The sequence below is a fragment of the Streptomyces sp. NPDC001634 genome, assembly GCF_040298185.1.
Lineage (GTDB): Bacteria > Actinomycetota > Actinomycetes > Streptomycetales > Streptomycetaceae > Streptomyces.
Map to the genome: position 1 here is coordinate 1 of NZ_JBEOZU010000121.1, position 24,072 is coordinate 24,072.

Annotated in this window: 19 protein-coding genes and 3 pseudogenes; 15 read left to right on the top strand and 7 right to left on the bottom strand. The window is 71.7% G+C overall.

What is annotated here, in order from left to right:
- Nucleotides 1-136: 136 nt before the first annotated feature.
- On the bottom strand, nt 137-418 hold the full coding sequence (locus ABT186_RS43165) for an HPr family phosphocarrier protein (protein ID WP_031075909.1): 282 nt from the start codon (nt 416-418) through the stop codon (nt 137-139).
- 159 nt (nt 419-577) lie between these two features.
- Between ABT186_RS43165 and ABT186_RS43170 the strand changes: the two genes are divergently transcribed.
- The 5 genes from ABT186_RS43170 to ABT186_RS43190 all read left to right on the top strand — a co-directional run bounded on the left by ABT186_RS43170 (nt 578) and on the right by ABT186_RS43190 (nt 6,869).
- Complete coding sequence (locus tag ABT186_RS43170) at nt 578-3,382, top strand: bifunctional acetate--CoA ligase family protein/GNAT family N-acetyltransferase (protein WP_351221726.1); 2,805 nt, start codon at nt 578-580, stop codon at nt 3,380-3,382.
- A 106-nt stretch (nt 3,383-3,488) separates the two neighbouring features.
- Entirely contained in the window at nt 3,489-4,190 is a 702-nt protein-coding gene (locus tag ABT186_RS43175) for a hypothetical protein (RefSeq protein WP_351221727.1), read from the top strand.
- 159 nt (nt 4,191-4,349) lie between these two features.
- Nucleotides 4,350-4,946, top strand: coding sequence for a DUF5998 family protein (locus tag ABT186_RS43180; protein WP_351221728.1), 597 nt, complete (start codon nt 4,350-4,352; stop codon nt 4,944-4,946).
- On the top strand, nt 4,946-6,136 hold the full coding sequence (locus tag ABT186_RS43185) for an alkaline phosphatase family protein (protein WP_351221729.1): 1,191 nt from the start codon (nt 4,946-4,948) through the stop codon (nt 6,134-6,136). Before ABT186_RS43180 ends, ABT186_RS43185 begins: the two co-directional genes overlap by 1 nt.
- 82 nt (nt 6,137-6,218) lie before the next feature.
- The gene (locus ABT186_RS43190; protein WP_351221730.1) at nt 6,219-6,869 is read left to right on the top strand and encodes a thymidine kinase; all 651 of its coding nucleotides are present in this window, start codon (nt 6,219-6,221) and stop codon (nt 6,867-6,869) included.
- Between the two features lie 282 nt (nt 6,870-7,151).
- Here ABT186_RS43190 and ABT186_RS43195 read toward each other — a convergent pair whose 3' ends face one another.
- Nucleotides 7,152-8,228 (bottom strand): saccharopine dehydrogenase family protein, encoded by a 1,077-nt coding sequence (locus ABT186_RS43195; RefSeq protein WP_351929814.1) that lies wholly within the window; start codon nt 8,226-8,228, stop codon nt 7,152-7,154.
- Between the two features lie 128 nt (nt 8,229-8,356).
- Here ABT186_RS43195 and ABT186_RS43200 point away from each other — a divergent pair.
- A pseudogene (locus ABT186_RS43200) lies at nt 8,357-9,259 on the top strand (AraC family transcriptional regulator); the annotation flags it as partial.
- A 117-nt stretch (nt 9,260-9,376) separates the two neighbouring features.
- Here the strand turns inward: ABT186_RS43200 and ABT186_RS43205 are convergent.
- A pseudogene (locus ABT186_RS43205) lies at nt 9,377-9,619 on the bottom strand (hypothetical protein); the annotation flags it as partial.
- 77 nt (nt 9,620-9,696) lie between these two features.
- On the opposite strand from ABT186_RS43205, the gene sigJ reads away from it, so the two are divergent.
- The 6 genes and pseudogenes from sigJ to ABT186_RS43235 all read left to right on the top strand — a co-directional run.
- On the top strand, nt 9,697-10,638 hold the full coding sequence (sigJ, locus tag ABT186_RS43210) for an RNA polymerase sigma factor SigJ (protein WP_351221733.1): 942 nt from the start codon (nt 9,697-9,699) through the stop codon (nt 10,636-10,638).
- A gap of 33 nt (nt 10,639-10,671) precedes the next feature.
- Nucleotides 10,672-11,505, top strand: coding sequence for an NmrA family NAD(P)-binding protein (locus tag ABT186_RS43215; RefSeq protein ID WP_351221734.1), 834 nt, complete (start codon nt 10,672-10,674; stop codon nt 11,503-11,505).
- A 13-nt stretch (nt 11,506-11,518) separates the two neighbouring features.
- A complete protein-coding gene (locus ABT186_RS43220) occupies nt 11,519-11,863 on the top strand; it encodes a DoxX family protein (protein ID WP_351221735.1) in 345 nt (114 codons plus the stop codon).
- Between the two features lie 546 nt (nt 11,864-12,409).
- Nucleotides 12,410-12,613, top strand: a complete 204-nt coding sequence (locus ABT186_RS43225; protein ID WP_329510745.1) for a cold-shock protein — start codon at nt 12,410-12,412, stop codon at nt 12,611-12,613.
- An 87-nt stretch (nt 12,614-12,700) separates the two neighbouring features.
- Nucleotides 12,701-14,458: a DEAD/DEAH box helicase gene (locus ABT186_RS43230; RefSeq protein ID WP_351929816.1), complete on the top strand. Its 1,758-nt coding sequence runs from the start codon at nt 12,701-12,703 to the stop codon at nt 14,456-14,458.
- A 45-nt stretch (nt 14,459-14,503) separates the two neighbouring features.
- Nucleotides 14,504-14,900, top strand: a pseudogene (locus ABT186_RS43235) (thymidine kinase); the annotation flags it as partial.
- Between the two features lie 24 nt (nt 14,901-14,924).
- On the opposite strand, the gene ABT186_RS43240 reads toward ABT186_RS43235, so the two are convergent.
- Nucleotides 14,925-15,728: a VOC family protein gene (locus ABT186_RS43240; protein WP_351221737.1), complete on the bottom strand. Its 804-nt coding sequence runs from the start codon at nt 15,726-15,728 to the stop codon at nt 14,925-14,927.
- Between the two features lie 324 nt (nt 15,729-16,052).
- Here ABT186_RS43240 and ABT186_RS43245 point away from each other — a divergent pair, with 324 nt between their 5' ends.
- Nucleotides 16,053-16,904 carry a sulfurtransferase gene (locus ABT186_RS43245; protein ID WP_351221738.1) on the top strand — a complete coding sequence of 284 codons (852 nt, stop codon included), beginning with the start codon at nt 16,053-16,055 and terminating at the stop codon, nt 16,902-16,904.
- A gap of 83 nt (nt 16,905-16,987) precedes the next feature.
- Here ABT186_RS43245 and sepH read toward each other — a convergent pair whose 3' ends face one another.
- The 3 genes from sepH to ABT186_RS43260 all read right to left on the bottom strand — a co-directional run bounded on the left by sepH (nt 16,988) and on the right by ABT186_RS43260 (nt 21,022).
- Nucleotides 16,988-18,025 carry a septation protein SepH gene (gene sepH, locus ABT186_RS43250; RefSeq protein WP_351221739.1) on the bottom strand — a complete coding sequence of 346 codons (1,038 nt, stop codon included), beginning with the start codon at nt 18,023-18,025 and terminating at the stop codon, nt 16,988-16,990.
- Between the two features lie 479 nt (nt 18,026-18,504).
- Nucleotides 18,505-19,824: a D-arabinono-1,4-lactone oxidase gene (locus ABT186_RS43255; protein WP_351221740.1), complete on the bottom strand. Its 1,320-nt coding sequence runs from the start codon at nt 19,822-19,824 to the stop codon at nt 18,505-18,507.
- Nucleotides 19,784-21,022 (bottom strand): MFS transporter, encoded by a 1,239-nt coding sequence (locus ABT186_RS43260; RefSeq protein WP_351221741.1) that lies wholly within the window; start codon nt 21,020-21,022, stop codon nt 19,784-19,786. The genes ABT186_RS43255 and ABT186_RS43260 overlap by 41 nt, the downstream gene beginning before the upstream one ends.
- Before the next feature lie 264 nt (nt 21,023-21,286).
- Between ABT186_RS43260 and ABT186_RS43265 the strand changes: the two genes are divergently transcribed.
- Together ABT186_RS43265 and ABT186_RS43270 are read left to right on the top strand one after the other, a co-directional pair.
- Nucleotides 21,287-22,414 (top strand): ferrochelatase, encoded by a 1,128-nt coding sequence (locus tag ABT186_RS43265; RefSeq protein WP_351221742.1) that lies wholly within the window; start codon nt 21,287-21,289, stop codon nt 22,412-22,414.
- An 8-nt stretch (nt 22,415-22,422) separates the two neighbouring features.
- Nucleotides 22,423-23,241, top strand: a complete 819-nt coding sequence (locus ABT186_RS43270) for an inositol monophosphatase family protein (protein ID WP_351221743.1) — start codon at nt 22,423-22,425, stop codon at nt 23,239-23,241.
- Nucleotides 23,242-24,072 lie beyond the last annotated feature (831 nt).

Consider the following 24,072-nt stretch of genomic DNA (forward strand, 5'->3'; position numbering starts at 1 on the left):
GCCGCGGCGCTTAAAATAATGCGCGTGTGCGCCCGGTGGCCGGCCGGCCCCGCCCCACCGCAGGGTTGTGGACGCGGCGGAGCCGCGCCCGCCATGAAGGCCGACGCGGCTCCGCCGTGCAGTGGTGCCCGAAGGGTCAGACGGTCTCGGGGAGCTCCTCGAGCCCCTCGGCGACCAGCTTGGCCAGACGGTCCAGCGCGGCGTCCGCGCCCTCCGCGTCGGAGGCGAGGACGATCTCCTCGCCGCCCTGCGCACCCAGGCCGAGAACAGCCAGCATGGACGCGGCGTTGACGGGGTTGCCGCCCGCCTTGGCGATCGTCACGGGGACGCCGGAGGCCGTGGCGGCCCGGACGAAGATGGAGGCGGGGCGGGCGTGAAGGCCCTCGGCCCAGCCGACGTTGACGCGGCGCTCAGCCATGTGATGCTGCCCTTCAGGTGTTCAGGGTTGTCTAGACCAGTGTTCCATATGTGAAGCGCCCCCGGCAGAGGGCGTCGGTCCCGACCCGAAGCGGGCTCGGCGCGGGTCCCCTCAGCCTGCCTCGCGCCGTTGTCGGACGCGAGCCTTACTCTGGGGCCCATGCAGACCGCGTCGGACCGGCACGAGTACCCCGCCCACTGGGAGGCCGACGTGGTGCTGCGCGACGGCGGCACCGCGCGCATCAGGCCCATCACCGTTGATGACGCCGAGCGCCTTGTGAGCTTCTACGAGCAGGTCTCGGACGAGTCGAAGTACTATCGCTTCTTCGCGCCGTACCCTCGCCTGTCCGCCAAGGACGTCCACCGCTTCACGCACCACGACTTTGTGGACAGGGTGGGACTCGCGGCCACGGTCGGCGGCGAGTTCATCGCAACCGTACGCTATGACCGGATCGGTGCCGACGGCATGCCCGCCTCCGCACCTGCCGACGAGGCCGAGGTCGCCTTCCTCGTGCAGGACGCTCACCAGGGGCGCGGTGTCGCGTCGGCCCTCCTCGAACACATCGCGGCAGTGGCCCGTGAGCGTGGCATCCGCCGGTTCGCCGCCGAGGTGCTGCCCGCCAACACCAAGATGATCAAGGTGTTCACGGACGCCGGGTACCAGCAGAAGCGCAGCTTCGAGGACGGCGTCGTACGCCTGGAGTTCGGCCTGGAGCCCACGGACCGGTCGGTGGCCGTGCAGCGCGCGCGGGAGCAGCGGGCCGAGGCGCGCTCCGTGCAGCGGCTGCTCGCGCCCGGTTCCGTGGCCGTGATCGGCGCGGGCCGCACCCCCGGGGGAGTGGGCCGCAGCATCCTCGACAACCTCCGGGACGGCGGGTACACCGGCCGTCTGTACGCGGTGAACCGGGCGTTCACCGAAGGGCAGAAGGAGCTCGACGGGGTGCCCGCCCACCGCTCCGTCCGTGGCATCGCAGAGCCGGTCGACCTCGCCGTAGTGGCGGTCCCCGCGGAACTCGTCCCCGAAGTCGTCGCCGAATGCGGCGAGCACGGAGTGCAGGGGCTCGTGGTCGTCTCCGCGGGATACGCCGAGAGCGGGCCGGAGGGGCGGGAGCGGCAGCGGGAGCTGGTGCGGCAGGCGCGGTCGTACGGGATGCGGATCATCGGGCCGAACGCCTTCGGGATCATCAACACCTCACCGGAGGTCCGGCTCAACGCATCCCTCGCGCCCGAGATGCCGCGCCCGGGGCGCATAGGGCTGTTCGCCCAGTCCGGGGCCATCGGGATCGCGCTGCTGTCGCGGTTGCAGCGGCGCGGGGGAGGCGTGACCGGGGTCACGGGCGTGTCCACCTTCGTCTCCTCCGGGAACCGGGCGGACGTGTCGGGCAACGACGTCCTCCAGTACTGGTACGACGACCAGGACACCGACGTCGCCCTGATGTATCTGGAGACCATCGGCAACCCACGCAAGTTCACCCGCCTCGCACGGCGCACGGCGGCGGCCAAGCCGCTGGTCGTGGTGCAGGGCGCGCGGCACGGCGGCGCCCCGCAGGGGCATGCCGTACGGGCCACGCGGCTGCCGCACGCCGTGGTGTCCGCACTGCTGCGGCAGGCCGGGGTGATCCGGGTGGACACGATCACGGAACTGGTCGACGCGGGGCTGCTGCTGGCCCGGCAGCCGCTGCCCGCGGGGCCGAGGGTGGCGATCCTCGGCAACTCCGAGTCGCTGGGGCTGCTGACGTACGACGCGTGCCTCACGGAGGGCCTACGGCCCTCGCCGCCGCTCGATCTCACGACGGGGGCTTCGGCCGAGGACTTTCACCGCGCGCTGTCCGCGGCACTGGCCGACGACTCGTGCGACGCCGTGGTCGTGACGGCGATACCGGCGCTCGGTGAGACCTCGGTGGGGGACGCTGCGCTGGCCGAGGCGCTCGGGTCGGCCGCAGCCGCCGCGCCGGCCAAGCCGGTGCTGGTGGTGCACGTGGAACTGGGCGGGCTCGCGGAGGCGCTGTCCGCGGCCGTCAGCACGTCACCCCAGGCGCAGCGGAGCGAGCTCCCGCGCCCCGCGGCGTGGCCGCCCACTGCGGTGGAGGCCCCCGCCGGGGCTCGCCTCATCCCCGCCTACCCCGCCGCCGAACGTGCCGTCCGGGCCCTCGCCGAAGCCGTCAAGTACGCCCAGTGGCGGCGCGAGTCCGCCGACCCCGGCAAGGTGCCCGAGTACGACGACATCGACGAGAAGGGCGCCGCCGAGCTGATCCACGGGCTGCTCGCGCGGGGGCAGGGGCTGACGCTCGGCACGGACGAGACCTGCGACCTGCTGACGCGGTACGGCATCCATGTGCGCAGGGCGCTGCCCGCGCCCACTCCCGAGGCCGCCGTCGAGGCCGCCCGCGCGATCGGCTACCCGGTGGCACTCAAGGCCACCGCTCCGCACCTGCGGCACCGCGCCGATCTGGGCGGCGTACGGCTGGATCTGGCCGACGAGGAGCAACTGCGGCGGGCGTACGCCGAGTTGACCGAGCTGTTCGGAAAGCCGGAGGAGCTGCGGCCCGTCGTCCAGGGCATGGCGCCACGCGGCGTCGACACCGTCGTACGGGCCGTGATCGACCCGGCGGCCGGGGCGGTGCTGTCGTTCGGGCTCGCCGGGGCCGCCTCGCAGCTGCTCGGCGACACGGCGCACCGACTGATTCCGGTCACGGACCGCGACGCCACCTCTCTGGTCCGGTCGATCCGGACTGCTCCGCTCCTGTTCGGCTGGCGCGGCTCCGCCCCTGTCGACACACCTGCCCTCGAAGAGCTGATGCTGCGCGTGTCACGGCTGGCCGACGACCATCCGGAGGTCGTTGCGGTCACTCTGGAGCCCGTCGTCGTCTCCCCGCGTGGACTGAGCGTGCTCGGCGCCACCGTGCGCCTCGCGCCCCCGCCGGCCCGCGACGACCTCGGCCCGAGGACGCTTCCGGTGTACTGAACGGCGGTCGCATCGCCGGTTTGGTGGAACGCATGGGTGATTTATTGGCAAAAGTGGTATTTGCCTCCTCGGTGTTCGCTTGATCGCGAGACAAGGAGTCCCCGTAATGCGCCACCACCGCACCACCAGGGCGTGCCGATCGCTCACCCGCAGCATCCTCTCCGTCGTGGGCGCCGCAGCCCTCGCCGTATCAGGAGCCGCTTCGGCCTCCGCGGCATCGCCTGCAGCCGGGCCCCGGCCCCCCGGGCCGGGCGACCACGTCACGACGAGGTTCAATCTGTTCCCCAACCGGCCGTTCCTGCAGTGCCTGTCCGGCAGTAACGGTGAGCCGAGGGTGACCGCCGAGGTGAAGCGCGGCAAACTGAACGACGAGCTCAGGCTGCGCCTGACGGGCTTCAAGCCCGACCTCGACTTCGACCTGTTCACCGTGCAGAACAGCAACCAGCTCGCGAACGGTGCCCCCAACCCGGCCTTCCGCAACTTCGGTCTGGCCTGGTATCAGTCCGACATCCACACGAACTCCAGGGGCGACGGCGAGGTCAGGATCCGCACGATCCTGCTCGACCAGATCTTCGGGTTCGATCCGGAGGTCGCGCTGCAGCCGACCAACACCTTCCACGTCGGCTTCTGGTTCAACAATCCGGCCGACGCCCAGCCCTGCGGCTTCAACGGCCCGCCCACCCCGTTCAACGGTGAGCACCAGGCCGGCCCGCTGGCCTTCATCACCCGCCCCGACGCCAACACGGACCTTGGTCCTCTGTGCACCAAGCCCGACACCTCCACCACGCCCCCGCACTGCAATCCGTAAAGCAGGCGCCCCGGAATACGGCGGAAGGTGGCAGTCATGTCACCTTCCGCCGTCGGCCGCGCGGATCCACGGGCGGACGGACGAAGGCGTGACGTCCCTGCTGTGCGAACGGCCCGGATGCTCTTGACTGTCCCGGACCGGCCTCGTGCACGGATTAGGATGGACGTCATGGCCAAGACCAGTACGACGACCCAGGGGCTGCGCACGGCGATCGAGCGCAGCGGCTACTACCCGGCTCTCGTGGCCGAGGCGGTGGAAGCCGCGGTGGGCGGCGAGCCGATCCGGTCGTACCTGGTCCATCAGGAGACCACGTTCGACGCGAACGAAGTGCGCCGGCACGTGACCGTGCTGGTCCTCACCGGCAACCGCTTCATCGTCAGCCACACCGACGAGCAGGCCGCGGACGACACCTCCCCGACGCCGTATGCGACGACGTCGACGGAATCGGTGAAGCTCGGCCGGATCTCGTCGGTCGTCGTCAGCCGTGTCGTCGCCAACCCGGAGTCGTACACGCCGGGCACGCTGCCCCGCGAGGTCGTCCTGACCATCGGCTGGGGCGCCGTCTCCCGTATCGACCTGGAGCCCGCCGCCTGTGGCGACCCCAACTGCGAGGCGGACCACGGCTACACGGGCAACTCGACGGCGGACGACCTCAGCCTCCGCGTCAGCGAGGCGGGGGACGGCCCGGAGACGGTGCGCCAGGCGCTCGCCTTCGCCCAGTCCCTCTCCGAGGCGACCGCGGACGTCACCCACTGATGGCGCTGCCCACCTGGGACGACCACCCGGAGCTGCTCGCCGTAGGCTCCGCGCCCGTCCCCGAGTACGGCACCGGGTCACTGGCCGACCTCCTGCCCACCCTCGCCGCGGGCATGGGGGTACCGGGCCGGACCGTGGCCATATCGGAACTGACGCCTTCCGACCGCAACTGTGTCTTCCTGATCGACGGACTCGGCTGGGAGCAGCTGAAGGCGCACCCGGGCGAGGCACCCTTCATGACCTCGCTCCTCGCGGCCTCCCGCGGCGGCACCGGCCGCCCGATCACCGCCGGCTACCCGGCGACCACCGCGACCTCGCTCGCCTCCGTCGGCACCGGCCTGCCGCCCGGCGCGCACGGCCTGCCCGGCTACACCGCGCGCAATCCCGAGACCGGTGAGCTGATGAACCAGCTCCGCTGGCATCCGTGGACCTCGCCGCGCGTCTGGCAGCCGTACCCCACCGTGTTCCAGCTGGCCCACGAGGCCGGTGTGCACACCGCCCAGGTCTCCTCTCCGGCCTTCGAGAACACCCCGCTGACCAAGGTCGCCCTCAGCGGCGGGACGTTCCACGGGCGGCTCACCGGCGAGGACCGTATGGACCTCGCGGCCGAGCAACTGGCCGTCGGCGACCGCTCCTTGGTGTACACGTACTACGCCGAGCTCGACGGTGCCGGACATCGCTTCGGCGTCGACTCGGACGCCTGGCGCGGCCAGCTGATGTACGTCGACCGGCTCGTCCAGCGCCTGGCCGAGCAGTTGCCGCCGCGCACGGCCCTGTATGTGACCGCCGACCACGGCATGATCGACATTCCGTTCGACGAGCAGCACCGCATCGACTTCGACGAGGACTGGGAGCTGCGGGCCGGGGTCGCCCTGCTGGGCGGTGAGGGGCGCGCGCGGCATGTCTACGCGCTCCCGGGCGCCGAGAACGACGTACTGACCTGCTGGCGCGAGGTGCTCGGCGAGCAGTTCTGGGTGGCCTCGCGGGACGAGGCGATCGCGGCCGGCTGGTTCGGCCCGCACATCGACGAGCGGGTGTACGGGCGCATCGGCGACGTGGTCGCGGCGGCCCGCGACGACGTGCTCATCATCGCGTCCGAGCGGGAGCAGAAGGAGTCGGCGATGGTCGGCAACCACGGGTCGATGACGCCCGTGGAACAGCTGGTCCCCCTGCTGGAAGTCCGCACCTGAGCGCAGCGCGCACCCGCGCGCCCAGTACGCTCGTGAGAATCCCGTACGCCCCCTCGCCCTTTCCGAAAGGCCTCAACCACCCATGTCCGAGCTGGTGTTCTTCTCCGGAACGATGGACTGCGGGAAGTCGACGCTGGCGCTACAGATTGCGCACAACCGGTCGGCGAGGGGACTGCAGGGTCTGATCTTCACTCGGGATGATCGTGCGGGGGAGGGGAAGCTCTCTTCACGGCTCGGTCTGGTGACCGACGCGGTCGAGGCAGTGCCGGGCATGGATCTGTACGCCTATGTCGTCGACCGGGTGTCGCAGGGCGGCAAGGCCGACTACTTGATCGTGGACGAGGCGCAGTTCCTGGCGCCGGAGCAGATCGATCAGCTGGCGCGGGTCGTGGATGACCTGGGCCTGGATGTGTTCTCCTTCGGTATCACCACCGACTTCCGGACGAAGCTCTTCCCGGGCTCGCGGCGGCTGATCGAGCTGGCGGACCGGATCGAGACGCTTCAGGTGGAGGCGATGTGCTGGTGCGGGGCGCGTGCCACGCACAATGCCCGCACGGTGGGCGGCGAGATGGTGGTGGAGGGCGAGCAGGTCGTCGTCGGTGACGTGAGCGGCCCCGCCGGGGAGCTGGGCTATGAGGTGTTGTGCCGGCGTCATCACCGTCGCCGTATGACGAGCGCTTCTGCCCGTGCCGGCGCGCTCTCGCCGGACGTTCTGCCAGTGGCCTCCGACTGAGGTTGTTCGGCTGAACGGAACGCGGTCCACCGTGCCGTGGTCTGCAGAGCCTCTCGGTTTCCGCGTACACCGGTATCCCGTCCAGCGCGTCGGCGACGCTGCCGCCTGGATGTCCGCCGACGGTCGTCGCCCAGTGCACGCCGCGCGCCGGCGACACATTCCGGTTGGCACTCATGGAGCGCGATGATCCGCCGGAGTGCGGCGAGGGCCCCACGAAGGCGGCTCTCTTTGCCCTCACAGGCATCACTGCCCCCTGTGTCCCCTCATCGGTCGTCTGTCCCCTCATCGGTCGTCCACGCCCGCGCTCCATCGCGTGCCGTGGGGCTCCAGTGCCCTCAGGAAGTCCGCCGGATCGAAGACCTGCGCCGGTGCCAGCACCCCGGCCGCCGGTACGCCGGCCACCAGGCGCAGCACCCCTTCCACGGCGATCACCGCCGTCATGCCGTAGCCGTCCGAGCCCGTCACCGAGCCCTGCGCGCGCCGTCCGTCCCGGCCGACGGCGTACGCGGCCATCAGCCAGCGCGACGCACGCCGCGCGGCCGGATCCGGCCCCTCGGGCAGGGTGGCGACCAGTTCCCGGGTGACCGCCGCGAAGAGTGGCACCACTTCTTCGCGCATCACGGCGTCGATCCGTCCCGCCCGCACATGCCGCGGCACGGTGATGACGCCCGGCAGCGCGAACGGCGCCACCTTGATGTCCCCCGCCTCGCCCTCGGCCGCCGCCTCGGGAACCGGCACCGTCGCGCGGTCACCGGCCGCGTGCGCGGCGCCGTCGCGCCAGGCGCCGTCCGCCCACACGAGCCCGCTCCCGCCGCCCCACAGTCCCCGGTTGGCCAGGGCCGTCCGAGCGGTGCCGCGCGAGACCGCGCCCGGCCGCCGCAGATCCGCGATCGTCAGTTCCGCCAGGTCGGCGCGTGGCCCGAGAGCCTCGGCGGTGAGGTGGGCGATCAGGTCGCCCGGACCGCCGTCGTCAGCGAGCGCGGGCACCACGCAGATGCCTGCCTGCCGCGCCGGTTCGCCGAAGGTGTCGAAGACCCGCTTCAGATACGACTGTTCGCCGTTGGTGTCGACGTAGTGGCAGCCGGAGACGACGGCGGCCCGTACCACCGGTTCACCGAACAACTCGAACGGTGCCACGCAGTTGACCACCGCGGCACAGCCGTCGAACGCCGCCGCCAGCGCCGAGGAATCCTCGACCCCGGCACGCCGCACCTCGGCGCGGGGCACACCCTCGGCGGCCACCCGCAGCCGTCTGTCGTCCCGGCCCACCAGGACGACCGGAACATCCCGGCGCGCCAGTTCCGCGACCACCAGTCGTCCCGTGAAACCGCTCGCGCCATACACAGCGATCTTTTCCATGCCGGCCACGCTATGAGCGATGCACCAGGACGCTGAATGCCCAATCGTCCCGGCTCCATGCCTGATCGTCCTGCTCCGAGTCCCACTGCGGGACGCCAACTCCTCGGGTACGGGGCTACAGTCGGGGCATGGACGTGCTGAGCGACGCGGTCACCGCCATGCGCACCGGGCGGCCCCACTCCTCCCGCACCCGCTGGAACGCTCCCTGGGGCGTCCGCTTCGCTCCCTTCGCCGGCGCCGGGTTCCACGTCGTGCTGCAGGGCTCCTGCTGGGTGTTTCCGCAGCGCGCCGAACCCGTCCGGCTCGGCGTCGGTGACGTCGCGCTGCTTCCCCACGGCACCAGCCACGGACTCGCCGACGGCCCCGCGACGCCGCTGCGCGAGGCGGCCGACCCCGGCTCCCTGCAGCCGGCCCCGCCCCCGGACGGCGTCCCGGCGGCCACCGTCCTGCTGTGCGGCGCCTATCTGCTCGACCAGGACCGACGGCACCCGCTGCTCGCCGAACTCCCCGAGGTGGTGCACCTGTCCTCCCGCGTGGGAGCCCACCCCGAACTACGCGCCGTCATCGAGCTCCTGGGCGCCGAGCTGGACCGCCCCCGCGAGGGCAGCGCAGCCGTCGTCCCGGCGCTCCTGGACACGCTGCTGCTGTACACGCTGCGCGCCTGGCACGACGAGCAGAACGTGGGCGGCCGGCCGTCGCAGGGCTGGCCCGCGGCTCTGCACGACCCCGCGGTCGGCGCCGCGCTCCGCGCCATCCACCAAAACCCCGGCCGCGCCTGGACCGTGCAGTCCCTGGCCGCCGTCGCGGGCCTGTCCCGCTCGCCGTTCGCCCGCCGCTTCACCGCGCTGGTCGGAAGCCCGCCGCTGGCCTACCTGACCTGGTGGCGCATGACGACCGCGGCGGGACTGCTGCGAGCCGACGACCGACCCGTCCAGCGCGTGGCGGAACAGGTCGGCTACGTCTCTGAGTTCGCCTTCGCCAAGGCGTTCAAGCGCGCCTACGGCACCTCCCCGGGCCGCTACCGGCGCCAGGACCACACAGCCCTCCGAGACCTGCGCCGCACGGGAAGCGGTCGGCTCGGACCGCCACACGCCCCCATCGACGGGCAGGACGGCGCCCTGTACGAAGTTCGCTCTGTCACCGGCGAGGAAGACGATCGCCTCGGCGACCTCCTCCGGGCTTCGGTGCGCGTCAGCCCCGGCTCGACCGCGTTGACGCGCACGCCGCGCAGACCGGACTCGGCGGCCCACGCCCCGGGGAGCAGGTTCAGCGCTGCCCTGCTCGACTGTCCTCACGACGCCGTGGCGGTGCTCCGGCGGGGTTGCCCACGCCCTGACCAGGGGCTTCGGCTCCCGCGCTGAGCCCCGCTGCGCGAGTGACGTGAGCCACATCCCGGCGTCGGCGTCACACTCCGCGCTGCAGGTTCGCTCATAGCTTGCGACACGTGCAGCGAACAGGAGAGGCCGCCATGTCCGAGTCCGAGGTGGATGGCATCGAGCGGGTGACGGATGAGTTCGTCGCCCATCGCGAGCTGCTGTTCTCGATCGTCTACAACCTGCTGGGCAGCGTCGCGGATACCGAGGATGTGCTGCAGGACGCCTGGCTCGCCTGGGCGGCGCGCAGCCGGAAGGGGGCCGCGGAGCCGATCGCGAATGTGCGGGCCTATCTGGTGCGGATCGCGGTCAACCAGGCGCTGGCCCGCCAGGCGAGCATCAACCGTCGCCGGGAGCACTATGTCGGTCCCTGGCTGCCGGAGCCGCTGATCACGACGCCGCCCGGCGGCGCTCCAGCGGCCGAAACTTCGGAGCCCGGTGACGCGGCCGAGGCCGTGGTGCGAGCCGAGACGCTGTCGATGGCGCTGCTGGTGGTCCTGGAGACACTGACCCCGCTGCAGCGTGCGGTATTCGTGCTGCACGAGGTCTTCGGCTACCAGCACACCGAGATCGCTGAGATCGTCGACCGCGCGCCGTCGGCGGTTCGCCAGCTCTCCCGGCGAGCCCGCAAACACGTCCACGAGCGCCGCCCGAGGTATCCGGCGCAGCCACGGGTCCGGCAGCAGGTGACCGAACGGTTCCTGGCCGCGGCGCTCGGCGGCGATCTGAACGCGCTCATGGACGTTCTCGCCCCGGACGTGACCTTGTGGACCGACGGCGGCGGCAAGGTACGGCAGACGATCCTGCGCCCGCTGCACGGCCGGGACAAGGTCGCCCGCCTGATCGCCGGCGTCGCGGACCGTACCCCGGCCGGCGTCGACCTTCGCTACCGAACGGTCAACGGCGACCCCGCCGCCGTGCTCGTCAAGGGCGAATCCGCGTTCGCCGTCATGGTCATCGAGCTCACCCCGGACGAGCAGCAGGTGTCGGAGATCTATGCCGTCACCAATCCCGACAAGCTCACTCGGATCAACTGACCAGTAGACACCCGAAGGAACAAAGGGAAGACAATGATCCTGATCACCGGAGCCACCGGAAATCTTGGACGCCCGCTCGTCGCGGAGCTGGCCGCCAAGGGCGCGAAGGTACGCGCGTTGACCCGCACACCCGCCACCACCCGCTTCCCTGACGGTGTCGAGGCGTGCGACAGCGCGCGGCCCGACTTCGACGGCGTCACCGCCCTCCTCCTCAACCTCGCCGGGATCCAGGGGCGTCCCGGGGCGCTGCTGGACAGCGCGCGGGCGGCGGGCGTCCGAAGGGGCGTCACCCTTTCCTCGTTGGTCGTCGCAGACGACCCGGACGCGGGGCGGGGCAGCACTGCTGCGATCCACCAGGAGCTGGAGGAGGCGGTCGAGACCGCGTTCCCGGAGTGGACGCATCTGCGCCCCGGCGCCTTCGCTTCCAATGCGTTGCAGTGGAAGCCGCAATTGCAGGCTTCGGACGTGGTGCGCGGCCCGTACGCGCGATCCAGCACCGCCCCGATCGACGACGCGGATCTCGCTGCCGTCGCGGTGCGGGCGCTTTTGGACGACGAATTGATCGGCCAGAAACCGTCATTGACAGGACCTGAAGGGCTGACTGCCGCGCAGCAGGTGGAGATCCTCGGGCAGGTGCTGGGCCGTCCGCTGCGCTACGAGGAAATCACCCCCGAGGCGGCCAAGCAGGCCATGCTGTCCCAGAACTCCTGGGTGCCCGAAGCCGCGATCGACTCACTGCTCAGCTATCTCGCGCGGACGGTCGGCCGGCCTGCCTTGGTGACGGGAGAGGTGGAGCGCATCCTTGGTCGCCCCGCCCGCACCTATGCCCAGTGGGCCGCCGACCACGCCGCCGCGTTCCAGAACTGACCAGGAGGCCGTCATGTTCGCCGCCTACGTGGTCCTCGCGGTACTGACCATCTCCTACAGCGCCTTCTCCGCCGGCTGCGACTTCGTCCGCTTCGAGCGGGTCGCCCTCGGCATGGACAAGGCGGGTGTGCCCCGCTCCTGGATGCCGGCCCTCGGGGTCCCCAAGGCCGCCGCCGCACTCGGACTGCTGGCCGGGTTTTGGATACCGGCGCTGGGGACGGCCGCGGCGGCCGGTCTGGTTGCGTTCTTCCTCGCCGCAGTCGCGACCCACCTCCGGGTGCGCGACTACTCGTTCGGTCTGCAGTACCCGTTCCTGCTGCTGGCCGCTGCCACGCTGCTGCTCGGTCTGACCCGCTGAGACTCCAGCGGCCCCAGCGCCCCGGCCTCGGCCGGGGCGGGGCACCGTCCGGAACACAGCTGAGGGCCATTCTCCCGATCGCTCCGAGGTCCCCCCGGGTTCTCGCTGGAGTCCGGCACCGAGTCCGACAGACGCGGTCAAGCAGCCGGCGACCACGGGACCCAGGAGATCGTCTTTGTCCGCTCGGGCAACCTCATCCTCGGCTGGAGGGCGACGACGCCGGCTCGCTGCCCGACATCGTGCAGCTGTCAACGGCGGAGCGATCGCCCTCGGCCACCCGTTGCGAGTCGCCGACGGCCGGTTCGGGCTCCAGAGCGTGTACGTAGGCGGCGGCCAGGCGAACGTCACGATCATCGAAGGCTCCGAGGAACCCCGGCGCACGCCTTGATGATCCACCACGGGCCGCCGGGCTGTGCTACGGTCTCCATGTTGCAGTTGTGGTACCCATGAACCTATGTGCGCCTGACGGGAATGCTTCTCCTGCAGGCGCAATATTTGTTTTCCGGCATCTCCGGATGGGGCCTCTGCCTACAAAAGGAGAAGGTCATGGCACAGGGAACCGTGAAGTGGTTCAACGCCGAAAAGGGTTTCGGCTTCATCCAGCAGGACGGCGGGGGCCCCGACGTCTTCGCGCACTACTCGAACATCGCCACCCAGGGCTTCCGTGAGCTCCAGGAGGGCCAGCGGGTCTCCTTCGACGTCACGCAGGGCCAGAAGGGCCCGCAGGCGGAGAACATCCGCCCCGCCTGATCGCCGGACGCGTATCCGCTCACCGGGGTCCGCACCGTCATGGTGCGGACCCCGGTTTGTGCTGTTTCCAGGAAGGCAGACAACCGCATGTCCCGCAGACCCCAGAAGCCGAACCGGCGCGCCTCGTCACCCCCACCGTCCCCGTCGTCACCAAGGGAATTCCGGCTGCCGGAAAGCACGACACCCGCACTTCCCGCCATCGAGGACTTCGCCGGTCTGGACATGCCCGCGGGGCTGCTGAAGACCCTCACTGCGCAAGGCGTGACCACCCCCTTCCCCATCCAGGCCGCCACCCTGCCCAACTCGCTCGCCGGCCGTGACCTGCTGGGACGGGGACGCACCGGCTCCGGCAAGACCCTGGCGTTCGGGCTGGCGCTCCTGGCCCGCACGGCCGGACTGCGCGCGGAGCCCAAGGCACCCCTCGCCCTCGTGCTGGTGCCCACCCGTGAACTCGCCCAGCAGGTGACGGACGCGCTGACCCCCTATGCGACCGCCGTGAACCTCCGGCTGGCCACCGTGGTCGGCGGGCTGTCCATCACCAAGCAGGCCGGTGCGCTCCGGCGCGGCGCCGAGGTAGTCGTGGCGAGTCCCGGCAGGCTCAACGACCTCGTGGAACGCGGGGACTGCAGGCTGGACAGCGTACGCATCACGGTGCTGGACGAAGCCGACCAGATGACCGACATGGGCTTCCTGCCGCAGATCACCAAGCTGATCCAGCAAGTACGGCCCGACGGACAGCGCATGCTCTTCTCGGCCACCCTGGACCACAACATCGACCGCCTGGTGCAGCGGTTTTTGACCGACCCCGTGGTGCACTCCGTGGACCCGTCCGCGGGAGCGGTGACCACCATGGAGCACCACGTGCTCCACGTCCAGGACGAGACCGACAAGAAGGCCGTCACCACGCGCATCGCGGCCCGTGACGGCCGGGTCATCCTCTTCCTCGACACCAAGAGGTCCGCCGACCGGCTCGCCAAGCGGCTGCTGGCCGTCGGTGTCCGCGCGGCGGCACTGCACGGAGGCCGCTCCCAGCCGCAGCGCAACCGCACCCTGGAACAGTTCAAGAACGGCCAGGTCACCGCGCTGGTGGCGACGAACGTCGCGGCCCGGGGCATACACATCGACGACCTCGACCTCGTCGTGAACGTCGATCCCCCCACCGATCACAAGGACTACCTCCACCGGGGCGGCCGCACGGCCCGCGCCGGCGGCTCCGGCAGCGTGGTCACGCTGGTCCTGCCCGCCCAGAAACGGGACGTCACCCGGCTCATGTCGGACGCGGGCATCCGCCCCCGGACGGCCCGCATCACGTCGAGCGACACGGAACTGGTCACCATCACCGGCGCCCGCGAGCCATCCGGCGTGGCCGTCACCATCGAGGTGCCCCAGCCGGCGGCACCGACGGCGTCCCGCCCGGACCGGAAAACCGGCACCGAGCCCGGCAGGCGATCCGGCCGCGGACGCCGAAACGGCGGCGGGGCCCAAGCGGCGACAGGTGCTGCCACCGGGACGGGGAGCCGTGGCGCGGCCGGTGCGGCAGCGTCTGGTGGTGCCTCGGCGACCGGCGGGCGTGGTTCTGCCCGGCGGGCGGGATCCGGCGGGACCGCGGGCGGTGCCGTCGGGGCGGGCGGCCGCAGTTCCGACCGCCAGTCCGCGGCCGGGGCGGCCACCGGCGCTGCCTCCGGCAAGGGAGTCCGTGCATCCGGCCGACGGGCGGCGGCCGGCGGAGCCACGGGCGGCGCTGCCGGGACCGGCGGCCGCAGCTCCGACCGCCGAGGCGGCCGCCGCACCTCTGCCACCCATGCCGCATCCGGCAACGCCGGCGCCGGTGACGACTTTTCGTAGGCGCTTCACCTGGACGTGCTTGTTCCGCCGGATGATGTAGCGGCGGATCATCTCTCACAGGGCGGGCGCGCGGACCATGTGATCGCGGACGAGGCGCAGTTCCTGGCGCCGGAGCAGATCGACCAGCCGGCCCGAGTGGTCGACGACCTCGGCCTCGACGTTCACGCCTTCGGTGTCACCACCGACTTCCGCTCCGAGCTCTTCCCGGCTCGCAGCGCCTCGTGGAGCCGGCGGACCGGCGCCCGAGCCACCCACAATGCCCGCACGCTCGGTGGCGAGATGGTGGTCGAGGGCGCCCAGGTGGTCGTCGGCGACGTCAACCAGTCCGCGGACGAGATCGGCTACGAGGTCCCGTGCCGCCACCACCGGCGCTGTGTGACGGCCGCGACGGCCCGCACGGCGGCCCTCTCCCCAGGACGTCCTGCCGGTGTCGTCCACCTGACGCCCCACGGGTTCACCCGAAAGGTCAGTCGAGCGGGCTGACCACCGAGAACGCCGCGCCCTCCGGGTCCGCGAGCGTGACCATGCGGCCCAGGGCGGTGTTGCACGCCTCGCGCACGACGTGCCCGCCCAGTTCGGTGACCCGCTCGGCCGTGGCGTCGGCGTCCTCGACCTGGAAGTACGTCATCCAGTGCGGCCCCCGGTCACGGGGCAGGCAGTGACCGACGCCGTGGATGCCGGCGACCGGACGGCCCTCGATGTGCAGGGTGACGTAGTCGAAGTCGGGGGAGACGACCGGCTCCTCCTCGTAGCCGAAGACGGTCTGGTAGAACTTGGCGACGCCCGCAGTGTCGTAGGTGAGCAACTCGTTCCAGACCGGGGTGCCGGGGACGCCGGTCAGGCCCGTGCCGAGATGTTCGGCCGCCTGCCAGATGCCGAACACCGCGCCCATCGGGTCGCAGGCGATCGCCAGCCGCCCGGCCTCGGCCGCGTCCAGGGGGCCGACGCCCACCGTTCCGCCGCAGCTCCGTACCGTCTCGGCGGTCGCGTCCACGTCCTCCGACCCCAGGTACGGCGTCCACGCGATCGGCAGATGGCGGTCCAGCGGCAGCTGGCCGATGCCCGCCACCTCGTACCCGTCCAGCAGGGCCCGCACGTAGGGCCCGAGGGGCTGCGGCCCCGGCCGGAACTCCCAGCCGAACAGCGCCTGGTAGAACTCCTGGGTCGCGGCCATCCCGTGCACCATCAGACTCACCCAGCACGGTGTGCCGGGCGCGTGCCTCTCGTGCGTCGTGCCGGTCAGGCCCGCCGACCCCCGTGCCTCGGTCATGGTCACTCTCTCCTCGGCCCCTCGTGGTGGCCGTTCAGCTTCCGCCTGCGTGCACATGTGCCGCGCACGCGCATGTGCACGCTCCGTGCCGATGCTCGCACCGTCGGTCGCACCCCGCGCTGCGGCCGCGCCGCGGCGTGGCGCCCTACGGCCGCAGGATGCCCGATGTCGGGTTTCGTATCCGTTTCGGTGTGATTGCGGCGCGCTGGCCATCGGCTGTACAGCATGTGCCCGACCCCGTACACCGGGTGATCGGACCTGTCCGGCGGAGCAGAGTAGCCGGACCTGGGCGACGCGGCCACCCCGTGCGCAAGGATGGGGGCCATGAAGGCCATCATCTCCGCATCCGAACTCGCGAGCGAGTTGGCAGGACCGCAGCCGCCGACGCTCCTGGACGTCCGCTGGCAACTGACGGCCGCGACGACGGCCGGCGCCGCTCCCTTCGACGGCCGTGCCGCCCATGCGGCCGGTCATATCCCGGGTGCCGTCTTCGTGGACCTGGACGCCGATCTCGCCGGTCCGCCGGGGCCGGCCGGACGGCATCCGCTGCCCGACCCGGAGCACTTCGGCGCGGCCATGCGGGCCGCCGGAGTCTCCTCGGACCGGCCGGTCGTCGTGTACGACGGTGGGCAGGGATGGGCCGCCGCACGCGCATGGTGGATGCTGCGCTTCGCGGGGCACCCGGACGTGCGGGTGCTCGACGGCGGGCTGGCCGCCTGGGACGGGCCGCTGACCTCCGGGGCCGAGGAGCCCGCCGCCGGTGACTTCCGGCCCGTATCGGGCGCGCTGCGGCTCCTGGACGCCGACGGTGCCGCCGCGCTCGCCCGCACGGGGCTGCTCCTGGATGCGCGGGCCGGCGAGCGCTACCGGGGCGAGGTCGAGCCCATCGACCCCGTGGGCGGGCACATCCCGGGTGCGGTGTCGGCACCGACGGCGGAGAACGTGACCGGAACAGGGCACTTCCTGCCCGCCGCCGAACTCGCCGACCGGTTCAAGTCGCTGGGCGCCACGGAGGGCACCGAGGTCGGCGTGTACTGCGGATCGGGCGTCTCCGCCGCCCATCAGGTGCTGGCGCTCGCCATCGCGGGAATCCCGGCCGCGCTCTATGTGGGGTCGTGGTCGGAGTGGTCGGCGGAGGGCAGCCGCCCGGTCGCGGTCGGCCCCGACCCGCAGTGAACACCCTGCAGTGAACATGAGGCCGGGGTCCACACCACGGTGTGGACCCCGGCCTCGTATGTTCCGACTGCTGCTGCTTTTGCCTACTCCTGCTTTTTGCGCCGAGTCCCGAACACGATCTCGTCCCAGCTCGGGACCGCCGCCCTGCGGCCCGGACGGACGCCGTCCGCCTCGGCCTGGCGGTCCGTCGCACCGATCAGCCGGTCGCGGTGGCTGCCGACCGTGCGGGGCATGAGGACGTCCGCATACGCGGAACCTGCGGAGGCCGCGGGAGCGGGAGGCTCCTCCGCCTCGGGTTCCTGGGCGGGCTCCTCCTGCGGTTCCGCGGGCCGCTCGGGCACCACCAGGTCGCCGCGGAAGCTCGGCACCGCCTCCAGAAGACTGGTGAGCGAGTCACGCTCACCGGTGCTCTCCTCCGCGGGCTCCGGCGCCTGTGCGGGCAGGACGGGGCGTTCCGCCTGCCGCTCCAGGACGCGGTCCAGCCTGCCCTCGCGCGGCAGACGTGCGATCCGCGGCACGAAGGGGTAGCTCGGCTCGGGCGCCGCGAGGTCGTCGGACTCGCCGATCAGCATGCGCGCCTCGTCGTCGACGGCCTGGACGAGCCGTCGCGGCGGGTCGTACGTCCAGCTCGCCGAGTGCGGTTCGCCCGCGACCCGGTAGACCAGCAGTACCTCCCAGGTGCCGTCGTCGCGGCGCCAGGAGTCCCACTGGACCGTGTCCTTCTCGGCGCCGCGCAGCAGCAGCCGCTCCTGAACGGCCTCGCCGAGCTGGGGGCCGGTGTTCTCGCCGGGCCGGCGCACAGGTGTCTTGCGCGCCCGCTCGGCCATGAAGGCACGCTCGGCCAGCACGGGCCCCTCGAAGCGGCGTACGCGATCGACGGGGATTCCGGCGAGCTGCGCGACCTCTTCGGCCGATGCGCCGGCACGTATCCGAGCCTGGATGTCTCGAGGGCGGAGATGGCTCTCCACCTCGATCTCGATCTGGCCGAGGCGAGGACGGTCGCCGCGCACGGCGGCGCGGAGCCGTTCGTCGATCGGAAGCGTGTACTCCGTGCTGTCCGCAGCCTTCAGCACCAGCCGTGTGCCGTCATTGGAGACGGCCACGACACGCAGTTCGGGCATGGGGACCTCCCGGGTGGTGCCTGCCGACGTCACGTGCGTCGCTGCTTCCGCTAGTCGAGTGTGGCCTGCCCGGGTGCAGCCTGCCACAACCTTGCCGAGTTGCCCGGCGTGTCGGGCGCGGGCCCTGGATCGCCGTTATGGCACGGTTACCTATTCGCAACGCTAAGTGACCAACTCCGTCACCCTGTGCAACTAGCCCCCTCCCGGCGGTCCAGAAAGGCCCTGGACGCCCTGGCGGGAGACCGGACCCAGGGCTCGCAACAGTACTCCATTCGGACCACGTCCGTGGATCGGCGCGCCGCCCAACTTCTGGCAAGGGGGGCGAGTTGGTCGCCCGATGCGTCGTTTTCGTGACGATGAAACGTGGCGTACTTCACTCAACCACCAGAAATGGAGCGAATGTTGCGGACCTGCCTCCGGTCCCCGTCCTCGTCCTCGTGCGGTCGTACGTCCCCCTTGTCGTGGGCGCCGGATCGCCTCTACGAGCCCAGTACGCGGCGCAGGTAGTCGTTGCCGAAGCGCCGGTCCGGGTCGAGACGGTCCCTCAGGGCGGTGAACTCCCCGAAGCGCGGATAGACCTGGGAGAAGTACTCGGCGTCGCGGGTGTGCACCTTGCCCCAGTGCGGACGCCCCTCGTGGGAGGTGAAGATCCGCTCGGCGGCGGTGAAGTATGCCTGATAAGGCGTACCGCGGAACATGTGTACGGCGACGTACGCGCTGTCCCGGCCGGACGCCGTGGAGAGCGTGATGTCGTCGGCCGGGGCGGTGCGGACCTCGACGGGGAAGCTGATGCGCAGGTTCGACCTGTCGACCATGGCCTTGAGTTCACGCAGCGTCTCCGTCAGGGCCTCGCGTGGGACGGCGTACTCCATCTCGACGAAGCGCACCCGGCGTGGAGACGTGAAGACCTTGTAGGGAATGTCGGTGTACGTGCGGGCCGACAGGGCGCGGCTGGAGATCCGGGCGATCGTCGGGATGGTGGCGGGCACGGCGCGGCCGACCAAGTTGGCCACCTGGAAGACGCCGTTGGAGAGGAACTCGTCCTCGAACCAGCCGCTGAGCTGCCCGACCGGCTTCTCGGGGCCGGCGCTGCGGTTGTTGCGCTTGGTGTTGGTGTTGCCGGTGTGCGGGAACCAGTAGAACTCGAAGTGCTCGTTCTCGGCCCAGTGTTCGTCGAACTCGTCGAGGACCTTCTCGAAGGGCATCGGTTCCTCGCGGGCCGTGAGCAGGAAGACCGGCTCCACCGCGAAGGTGATCGCCGTGACGATCCCCAGGGCGCCGATGCCGATGCGGGCGGCCGCGAAGACGTCCGGGTTCTCCTTCTCGGAGCACGTGAGCACCGAGCCGTCCGCCGTCACCAGTTCAAGGGCCTTGATCTGCGCGGCGATCGAGCCCGAGTCGCGGCCGGTGCCGTGCGTGCCGGTGCTGGTGGCGCCGGAGACGGTCTGCTCCATGATGTCGCCCATGTTCGTGAGCGACAGTCCCTCGCGCGCGAGCGCGGCATTGAGTCTCTTGAGCGGAGTGCCCGCCTCAACGGTGACCGTGCCGGCCTCACGATCGATCCTGCGTATCCCGGTCAGCAGTTGAGGGCGTATCAGTACACCGTCGGTCGCGGCGGCTGCCGTGAAGGAGTGTCCGGTGCCGACGGCCTTCACCTTCAGGCCGTCCTCGGCCGCCTTCCGTACGGCGGCGGAGAGCTCCTCCACCGAGGCGGGGGTGACCTCCCGTACGGGCCGGGCGGTGACGTTGCCCGCCCAGTTACGCCACGTGCCGCTCTTCCCGCTCACTGTGGTGCTCAACGGACCCTCCCCGCTGCGGAGCCGGCCTGCTCAGCCGGCGATACCCCAGGAAACCGACCGCGACCGCGACGGCCCCGGCCAGCGCCGGAACCCCGTACCCGGCTCCCGCACCGGCGGCGTCGATCACCCGGCCGGCCACGGAGGAGCCGAGCGCGACCCCGACCGCCAGCCCGGTGGACACCCAGGTCATTCCCTCGGTCAGGTGCGCGCGTGGTACGTGCCGTTCGATGAGGGCCATCGTCGTGATCATCGTGGGTGCGATGGACAGGCCCGCAACGAACAGCGCCACGGCCAGAAACAGCAAGTTTCCGACCAGTAGGAGGGGGATCATACTCACGGCCATGGCACATATGCCCAGCAGCCACCTGCGTTCCGGCGCTCCCGTGAAGCGCAGCAGCCCGAAGACGAGGCCCGCGACGCACGAGCCCGCCGCGTACAGCGCCAGGACGACGCTCGCGGCCGCCTTGTGACCCCGCTCGTCGGCGAAGGCGACGGTCACCACGTCGACCGCGCCGAAGATCGTTCCGGTCGCCACGAAGGTGGCCACGAGGACCTGCAGCCCGGGCGAGCGCAGTGCGGAGCCGCCGGTGTGCCGCTCGCGCGGATGCGGTTCGGGCTCGGTGGCGCGCTGGGCCGTCAGCCAGAAGACTCCGGCCGCGAGGAAGCAGCCCGCGAGAAGGGGCCCTGCCTCCGGGAACCAACTCGTGGACAGACCGATGGAGATGATCGGTCCGAAGATGAAGCAGACCTCGTCGACCACCGACTCGAACGAGTACGCGGTGTGCAGCTGCGGGGTGTCCCGGTACAGGGCCGCCCAGCGGGCCCTGATCATCGCGCCGAGGCTCGGCACCGTGCCGATACCCGCGGCGCACCCGAAGAGCACCCAGTCCGGCCGGGCGAGGTGCGCGGCCAGGAGCAGCCCCGTGGCGGCGGTCAGCGCTACGAGCATCGCCGGGCGCAGCACCCGCCGCTGCCCGTGCCGGTCCACCAGGCGTGAGATCTGCGGTCCGATCGCGGCGGCGGACAGGGCGATGGTGGCCGAGAGGGCACCCGCGAGCCCGTAGCGCCCGGTGAGCTGGGAGATCATCGTCACCACGCCGATGCCCATCATCGACAGCGGCATCCGGCCGAGGAAGCCCGCGGCTGAGAACGCCTTGGAGCCGGGCGCGGCGAACAGGGCGCGGTAGGGACTGGGCACGGGGTCTCCGATGCGTCCGGTAAGGTGTGAAGTGCGGTGATGTACCTTACGAGTTAGGCAACCCTAATGTATGCGGTGCGGTGTGTCCGCACCAGTGTTCGGACAGTTGTCGACCGCGGTCCGCGGCCCTGCGTTCGGTGATCCGGCTTCCGGGCCGACCGGCTGATGACGGTTCCTCGAACTTCCGGTCGATCTTGGGTGAACCGTCGTGGGGACGGGCGGGCGGCGAGAGCGCTGTCGGTGGCGGGTGGCAGGATCGTAGACATGCCCGACGCACTTGATGCCAGCCCCTACGACGCCCTGCTGCTCCTCTCGTTCGGAGGCCCGGAGGGCCCGGACGACGTGGTCCCGTTCCTGGAGAACGTGACGCGGGGCCGGGGCATCCCCAAGGAGCGCCTGAAGGAGGTGGGGCAGCACTACTTCCTGTTCGGCGGGGTCAGCCCCATCAACGGCCAGAACCGCGCCCTCCTCGATGCCCTCCGCAAGGACTTCGCCGACCACGGCCTGGGCCTGCCCGTCTACTGGGGCAACCGCAACTGGGCGCCCTATGTGACCGACACGCTGCGCGAGATGGTCACCGACGGCCACCGCCGCATCCTGGTTCTCGCCACCAGCGCCTACGCCTCGTACTCCGGCTGCCGTCAGTACCGCGAGGACCTCGCGGGCGCCCTGGCCGCCCTGGAGGCCGAGGGCCTCGAACTCCCGCGGGTCGACAAGTTGCGGCACTACTTCAACCACCCCGGCTTCGTGGAGCCGATGACCGAGGGCGTCCTGAAGTCCCTCGCCGACCTCCCCGAGGACGTCCGGGACGGCGCCCACATCGCCTTCACCACGCACTCCATCCCGAACACCGCGGCGGACACCTCCGGCCCGGCCGAGGGCCACGGGGACGGCGGGGCGTACGTGAAGCAGCACCTGGACGTGGCGAAGCTGATCGCCGACGCCGTGCGCGAGCGGACCGGCGTGGACCGTCCCTGGCAGCTGGTCTACCAGTCGCGCTCGGGCGCACCGCACATCCCGTGGCTGGAGCCGGACATCTGCGACCACCTCGAGGAGCTGCACGGCGCCGGGGTCCCGGCGGTCGTGATGGCGCCCATCGGGTTCGTCTCGGACCACATGGAGGTCCTGTACGACCTCGACACCGAGGCCAAGGCGAAGGCCGAGGAGCTCGGGCTCCCGGTCCGGCGCTCGGCCACCGTGGGATCCGACCCGCGGTTCGCCGCCGCGATCCGTGACCTGGTCGTCGAGCGCGCGGCTACCGAGCGCGGGCAGCAGGTGACCCCGTGCGCCCTCGGCACGCTGGGCCCGAGCCACAACCTCTGCCCCGTGGGCTGCTGCCCCGCCCGCGCCCCCAAGCCCGCCGCCGCGGGCGCCGACAGTCCCTACGCGTGAGGAGCACCGTGACCGAGCAGTCCGAGCCGTCCGCCCGCCTGAAGGCCGAGCTCCTGGAGATCGCGCTGGAGGCCGCGACCCGCGCGGGCGCCTTCCTGCGCGACGGGCGCCCCGATGACCTCGGGGTGGCCGCCACCAAGTCCAGTGCCATCGACGTCGTCACCGAGATGGACATCGCCGCCGAGAAGCTGATCACGGGGCTGCTGTCAGACCGCCGGCCGGACGACGGCCTCCTCGGCGAGGAGGGGGCCAGCGTCGAGGGCACCAGCGGTGTCGAGTGGGTGATCGACCCGATCGACGGAACCGTCAACTACCTGTACGGGCTGCCCAGCTGGGCGATCTCCATCGCCGCCCGCAAGGACGGGGAGACTCTCGTCGGGGTGGTCCACGCGCCCATGCGCGATGAGATCTTCCGGGCCGTCCTGGGCGAGGGCGCGTTCCTGAACGACCACCCCGTGCGCGTGCGCCCCCCGGCCGAGCTGGGCCTCGCCCTGGTGGGCACCGGCTTCGGCTATCGCGTCGAGCGCAAGGCGCAGCAGGCCGAGGTGGTCCGGCGGCTGATCCCCGAGGTACGGGACATCCGCCGGGGCGGCTCCGCCGCGATCGACCTGTGCGATGTGGCGGCGGGCCGTCTGGACGCGTACTACGAGCGGGGGCTGAACCCCTGGGACTACGCGGCGGGCGACCTGATCGCCCGGGAGGCGGGCGCCCTGACCGGCGGCCGCCCCGGAGAGCCCCTCTCCCCGGCCCTGACGATCGCGGCCCCACCAGGCCTCTTCGAGGCGCTCCAGACCCGCCTGGACGAACTGGGGGCGTGGCACGACTGAGCCGCGCCGCCAGGGCGGGGGCCGGGCCGACAGGTCTTGCGCGCGATCGTCCGCGCCGGAGGGGCTGACGCCCGGGCAGCAGCGGGAGGGGCCCTGGCGGACACTACCGAGGACCGAGCGGCCCGGCCCCGCGCCAGGGGCTTGGCTCCGGGCCTCCGGCCCGGCTCTTCCGCCGGTCCACTGAACGTCCCCTTTTGGCCTACACAGCCTCCCGCCCGCACCCGAGCCGGCGGGCACCCCGGGCGACCGGCGCGTCTGGTGGTGGGGGCCTTCGTGTGGGTGGGGCTGAGCCGACGGATGCCTCGCGCGACCGGCGGCTGAAGGGCTGACGCCCGGGCAGCCGTGGGAGGCCGCCGGGTATGCCGCCGTCGGCCGGGCGGCCTGACCCCGCGCCGTCGGCGGGCCTGGCTGTGCCCGTCCGGGGCGGGCTTTGGTGACGGTCTGCTGGTGGGCTGGGCATTCAGCGCCGACTCGATGTTGCGCGGACGAGGCTGACTGGCGGGCGCCTCGGGTGACTGTCCGGCCGGGCTCCGCCGCCGCTTGACCGCGTGTCTCTGTCCCGGCCGGGGGCCGACGGGCGCTGTCTTCGGCCGGGCGGCCCGGCTGCGCGCCGTCAGTGGGCCTGGCTCCGCGCCGTCGGCGGGCTCGGCTGCGCGCCGTCGGTGGGCTCGGCTGCGCGCCGTCGGCGGGCCTGGCTTCGCCCGTCCGGGGCGGGCTTTGGTGACGGTTTGCTGGTGGCTGGGCATTCAGCGCCGACTCGATGTTGCGCGGACGGGGCTGACTGGCGGGCGCCTCGGGTGACTGTCCGGCCGGGCTCCGCCGNCGCTTGAC

Excerpts from the sequence above, each read along its gene's own strand:
- ABT186_RS43170 (WP_351221726.1), top strand. The coding sequence starts at position 578 with ATGCAGACCGCGTCGGACCGGCACGAGTACCCCGCCCACTGGGAGGCC.
- ABT186_RS43265 (WP_351221742.1), top strand. The coding sequence starts at position 21,287 with ATGCCCGACGCACTTGATGCCAGCCCCTACGACGCCCTGCTGCTCCTC.
- ABT186_RS43165 (WP_031075909.1), bottom strand. The coding sequence starts at position 418 with ATGGCTGAGCGCCGCGTCAACGTCGGCTGGGCCGAGGGCCTTCACGCC.
- ABT186_RS43240 (WP_351221737.1), bottom strand. The coding sequence starts at position 15,728 with ATGACCGAGGCACGGGGGTCGGCGGGCCTGACCGGCACGACGCACGAG.
- ABT186_RS43230 (WP_351929816.1), top strand. The coding sequence starts at position 12,701 with ATGTCCCGCAGACCCCAGAAGCCGAACCGGCGCGCCTCGTCACCCCCA.
- ABT186_RS43185 (WP_351221729.1), top strand. The coding sequence starts at position 4,946 with ATGGCGCTGCCCACCTGGGACGACCACCCGGAGCTGCTCGCCGTAGGC.
- ABT186_RS43190 (WP_351221730.1), top strand. The coding sequence starts at position 6,219 with ATGTCCGAGCTGGTGTTCTTCTCCGGAACGATGGACTGCGGGAAGTCG.
- ABT186_RS43225 (WP_329510745.1), top strand. The coding sequence starts at position 12,410 with ATGGCACAGGGAACCGTGAAGTGGTTCAACGCCGAAAAGGGTTTCGGC.
- ABT186_RS43245 (WP_351221738.1), top strand. The coding sequence starts at position 16,053 with ATGAAGGCCATCATCTCCGCATCCGAACTCGCGAGCGAGTTGGCAGGA.
- ABT186_RS43220 (WP_351221735.1), top strand. The coding sequence starts at position 11,519 with ATGTTCGCCGCCTACGTGGTCCTCGCGGTACTGACCATCTCCTACAGC.
- sigJ (WP_351221733.1), top strand. The coding sequence starts at position 9,697 with ATGTCCGAGTCCGAGGTGGATGGCATCGAGCGGGTGACGGATGAGTTC.
- ABT186_RS43180 (WP_351221728.1), top strand. The coding sequence starts at position 4,350 with ATGGACGTCATGGCCAAGACCAGTACGACGACCCAGGGGCTGCGCACG.
- ABT186_RS43195 (WP_351929814.1), bottom strand. The coding sequence starts at position 8,228 with ATGGAAAAGATCGCTGTGTATGGCGCGAGCGGTTTCACGGGACGACTG.
- ABT186_RS43175 (WP_351221727.1), top strand. The coding sequence starts at position 3,489 with ATGCGCCACCACCGCACCACCAGGGCGTGCCGATCGCTCACCCGCAGC.
- sepH (WP_351221739.1), bottom strand. The coding sequence starts at position 18,025 with ATGCCCGAACTGCGTGTCGTGGCCGTCTCCAATGACGGCACACGGCTG.
- ABT186_RS43215 (WP_351221734.1), top strand. The coding sequence starts at position 10,672 with ATGATCCTGATCACCGGAGCCACCGGAAATCTTGGACGCCCGCTCGTC.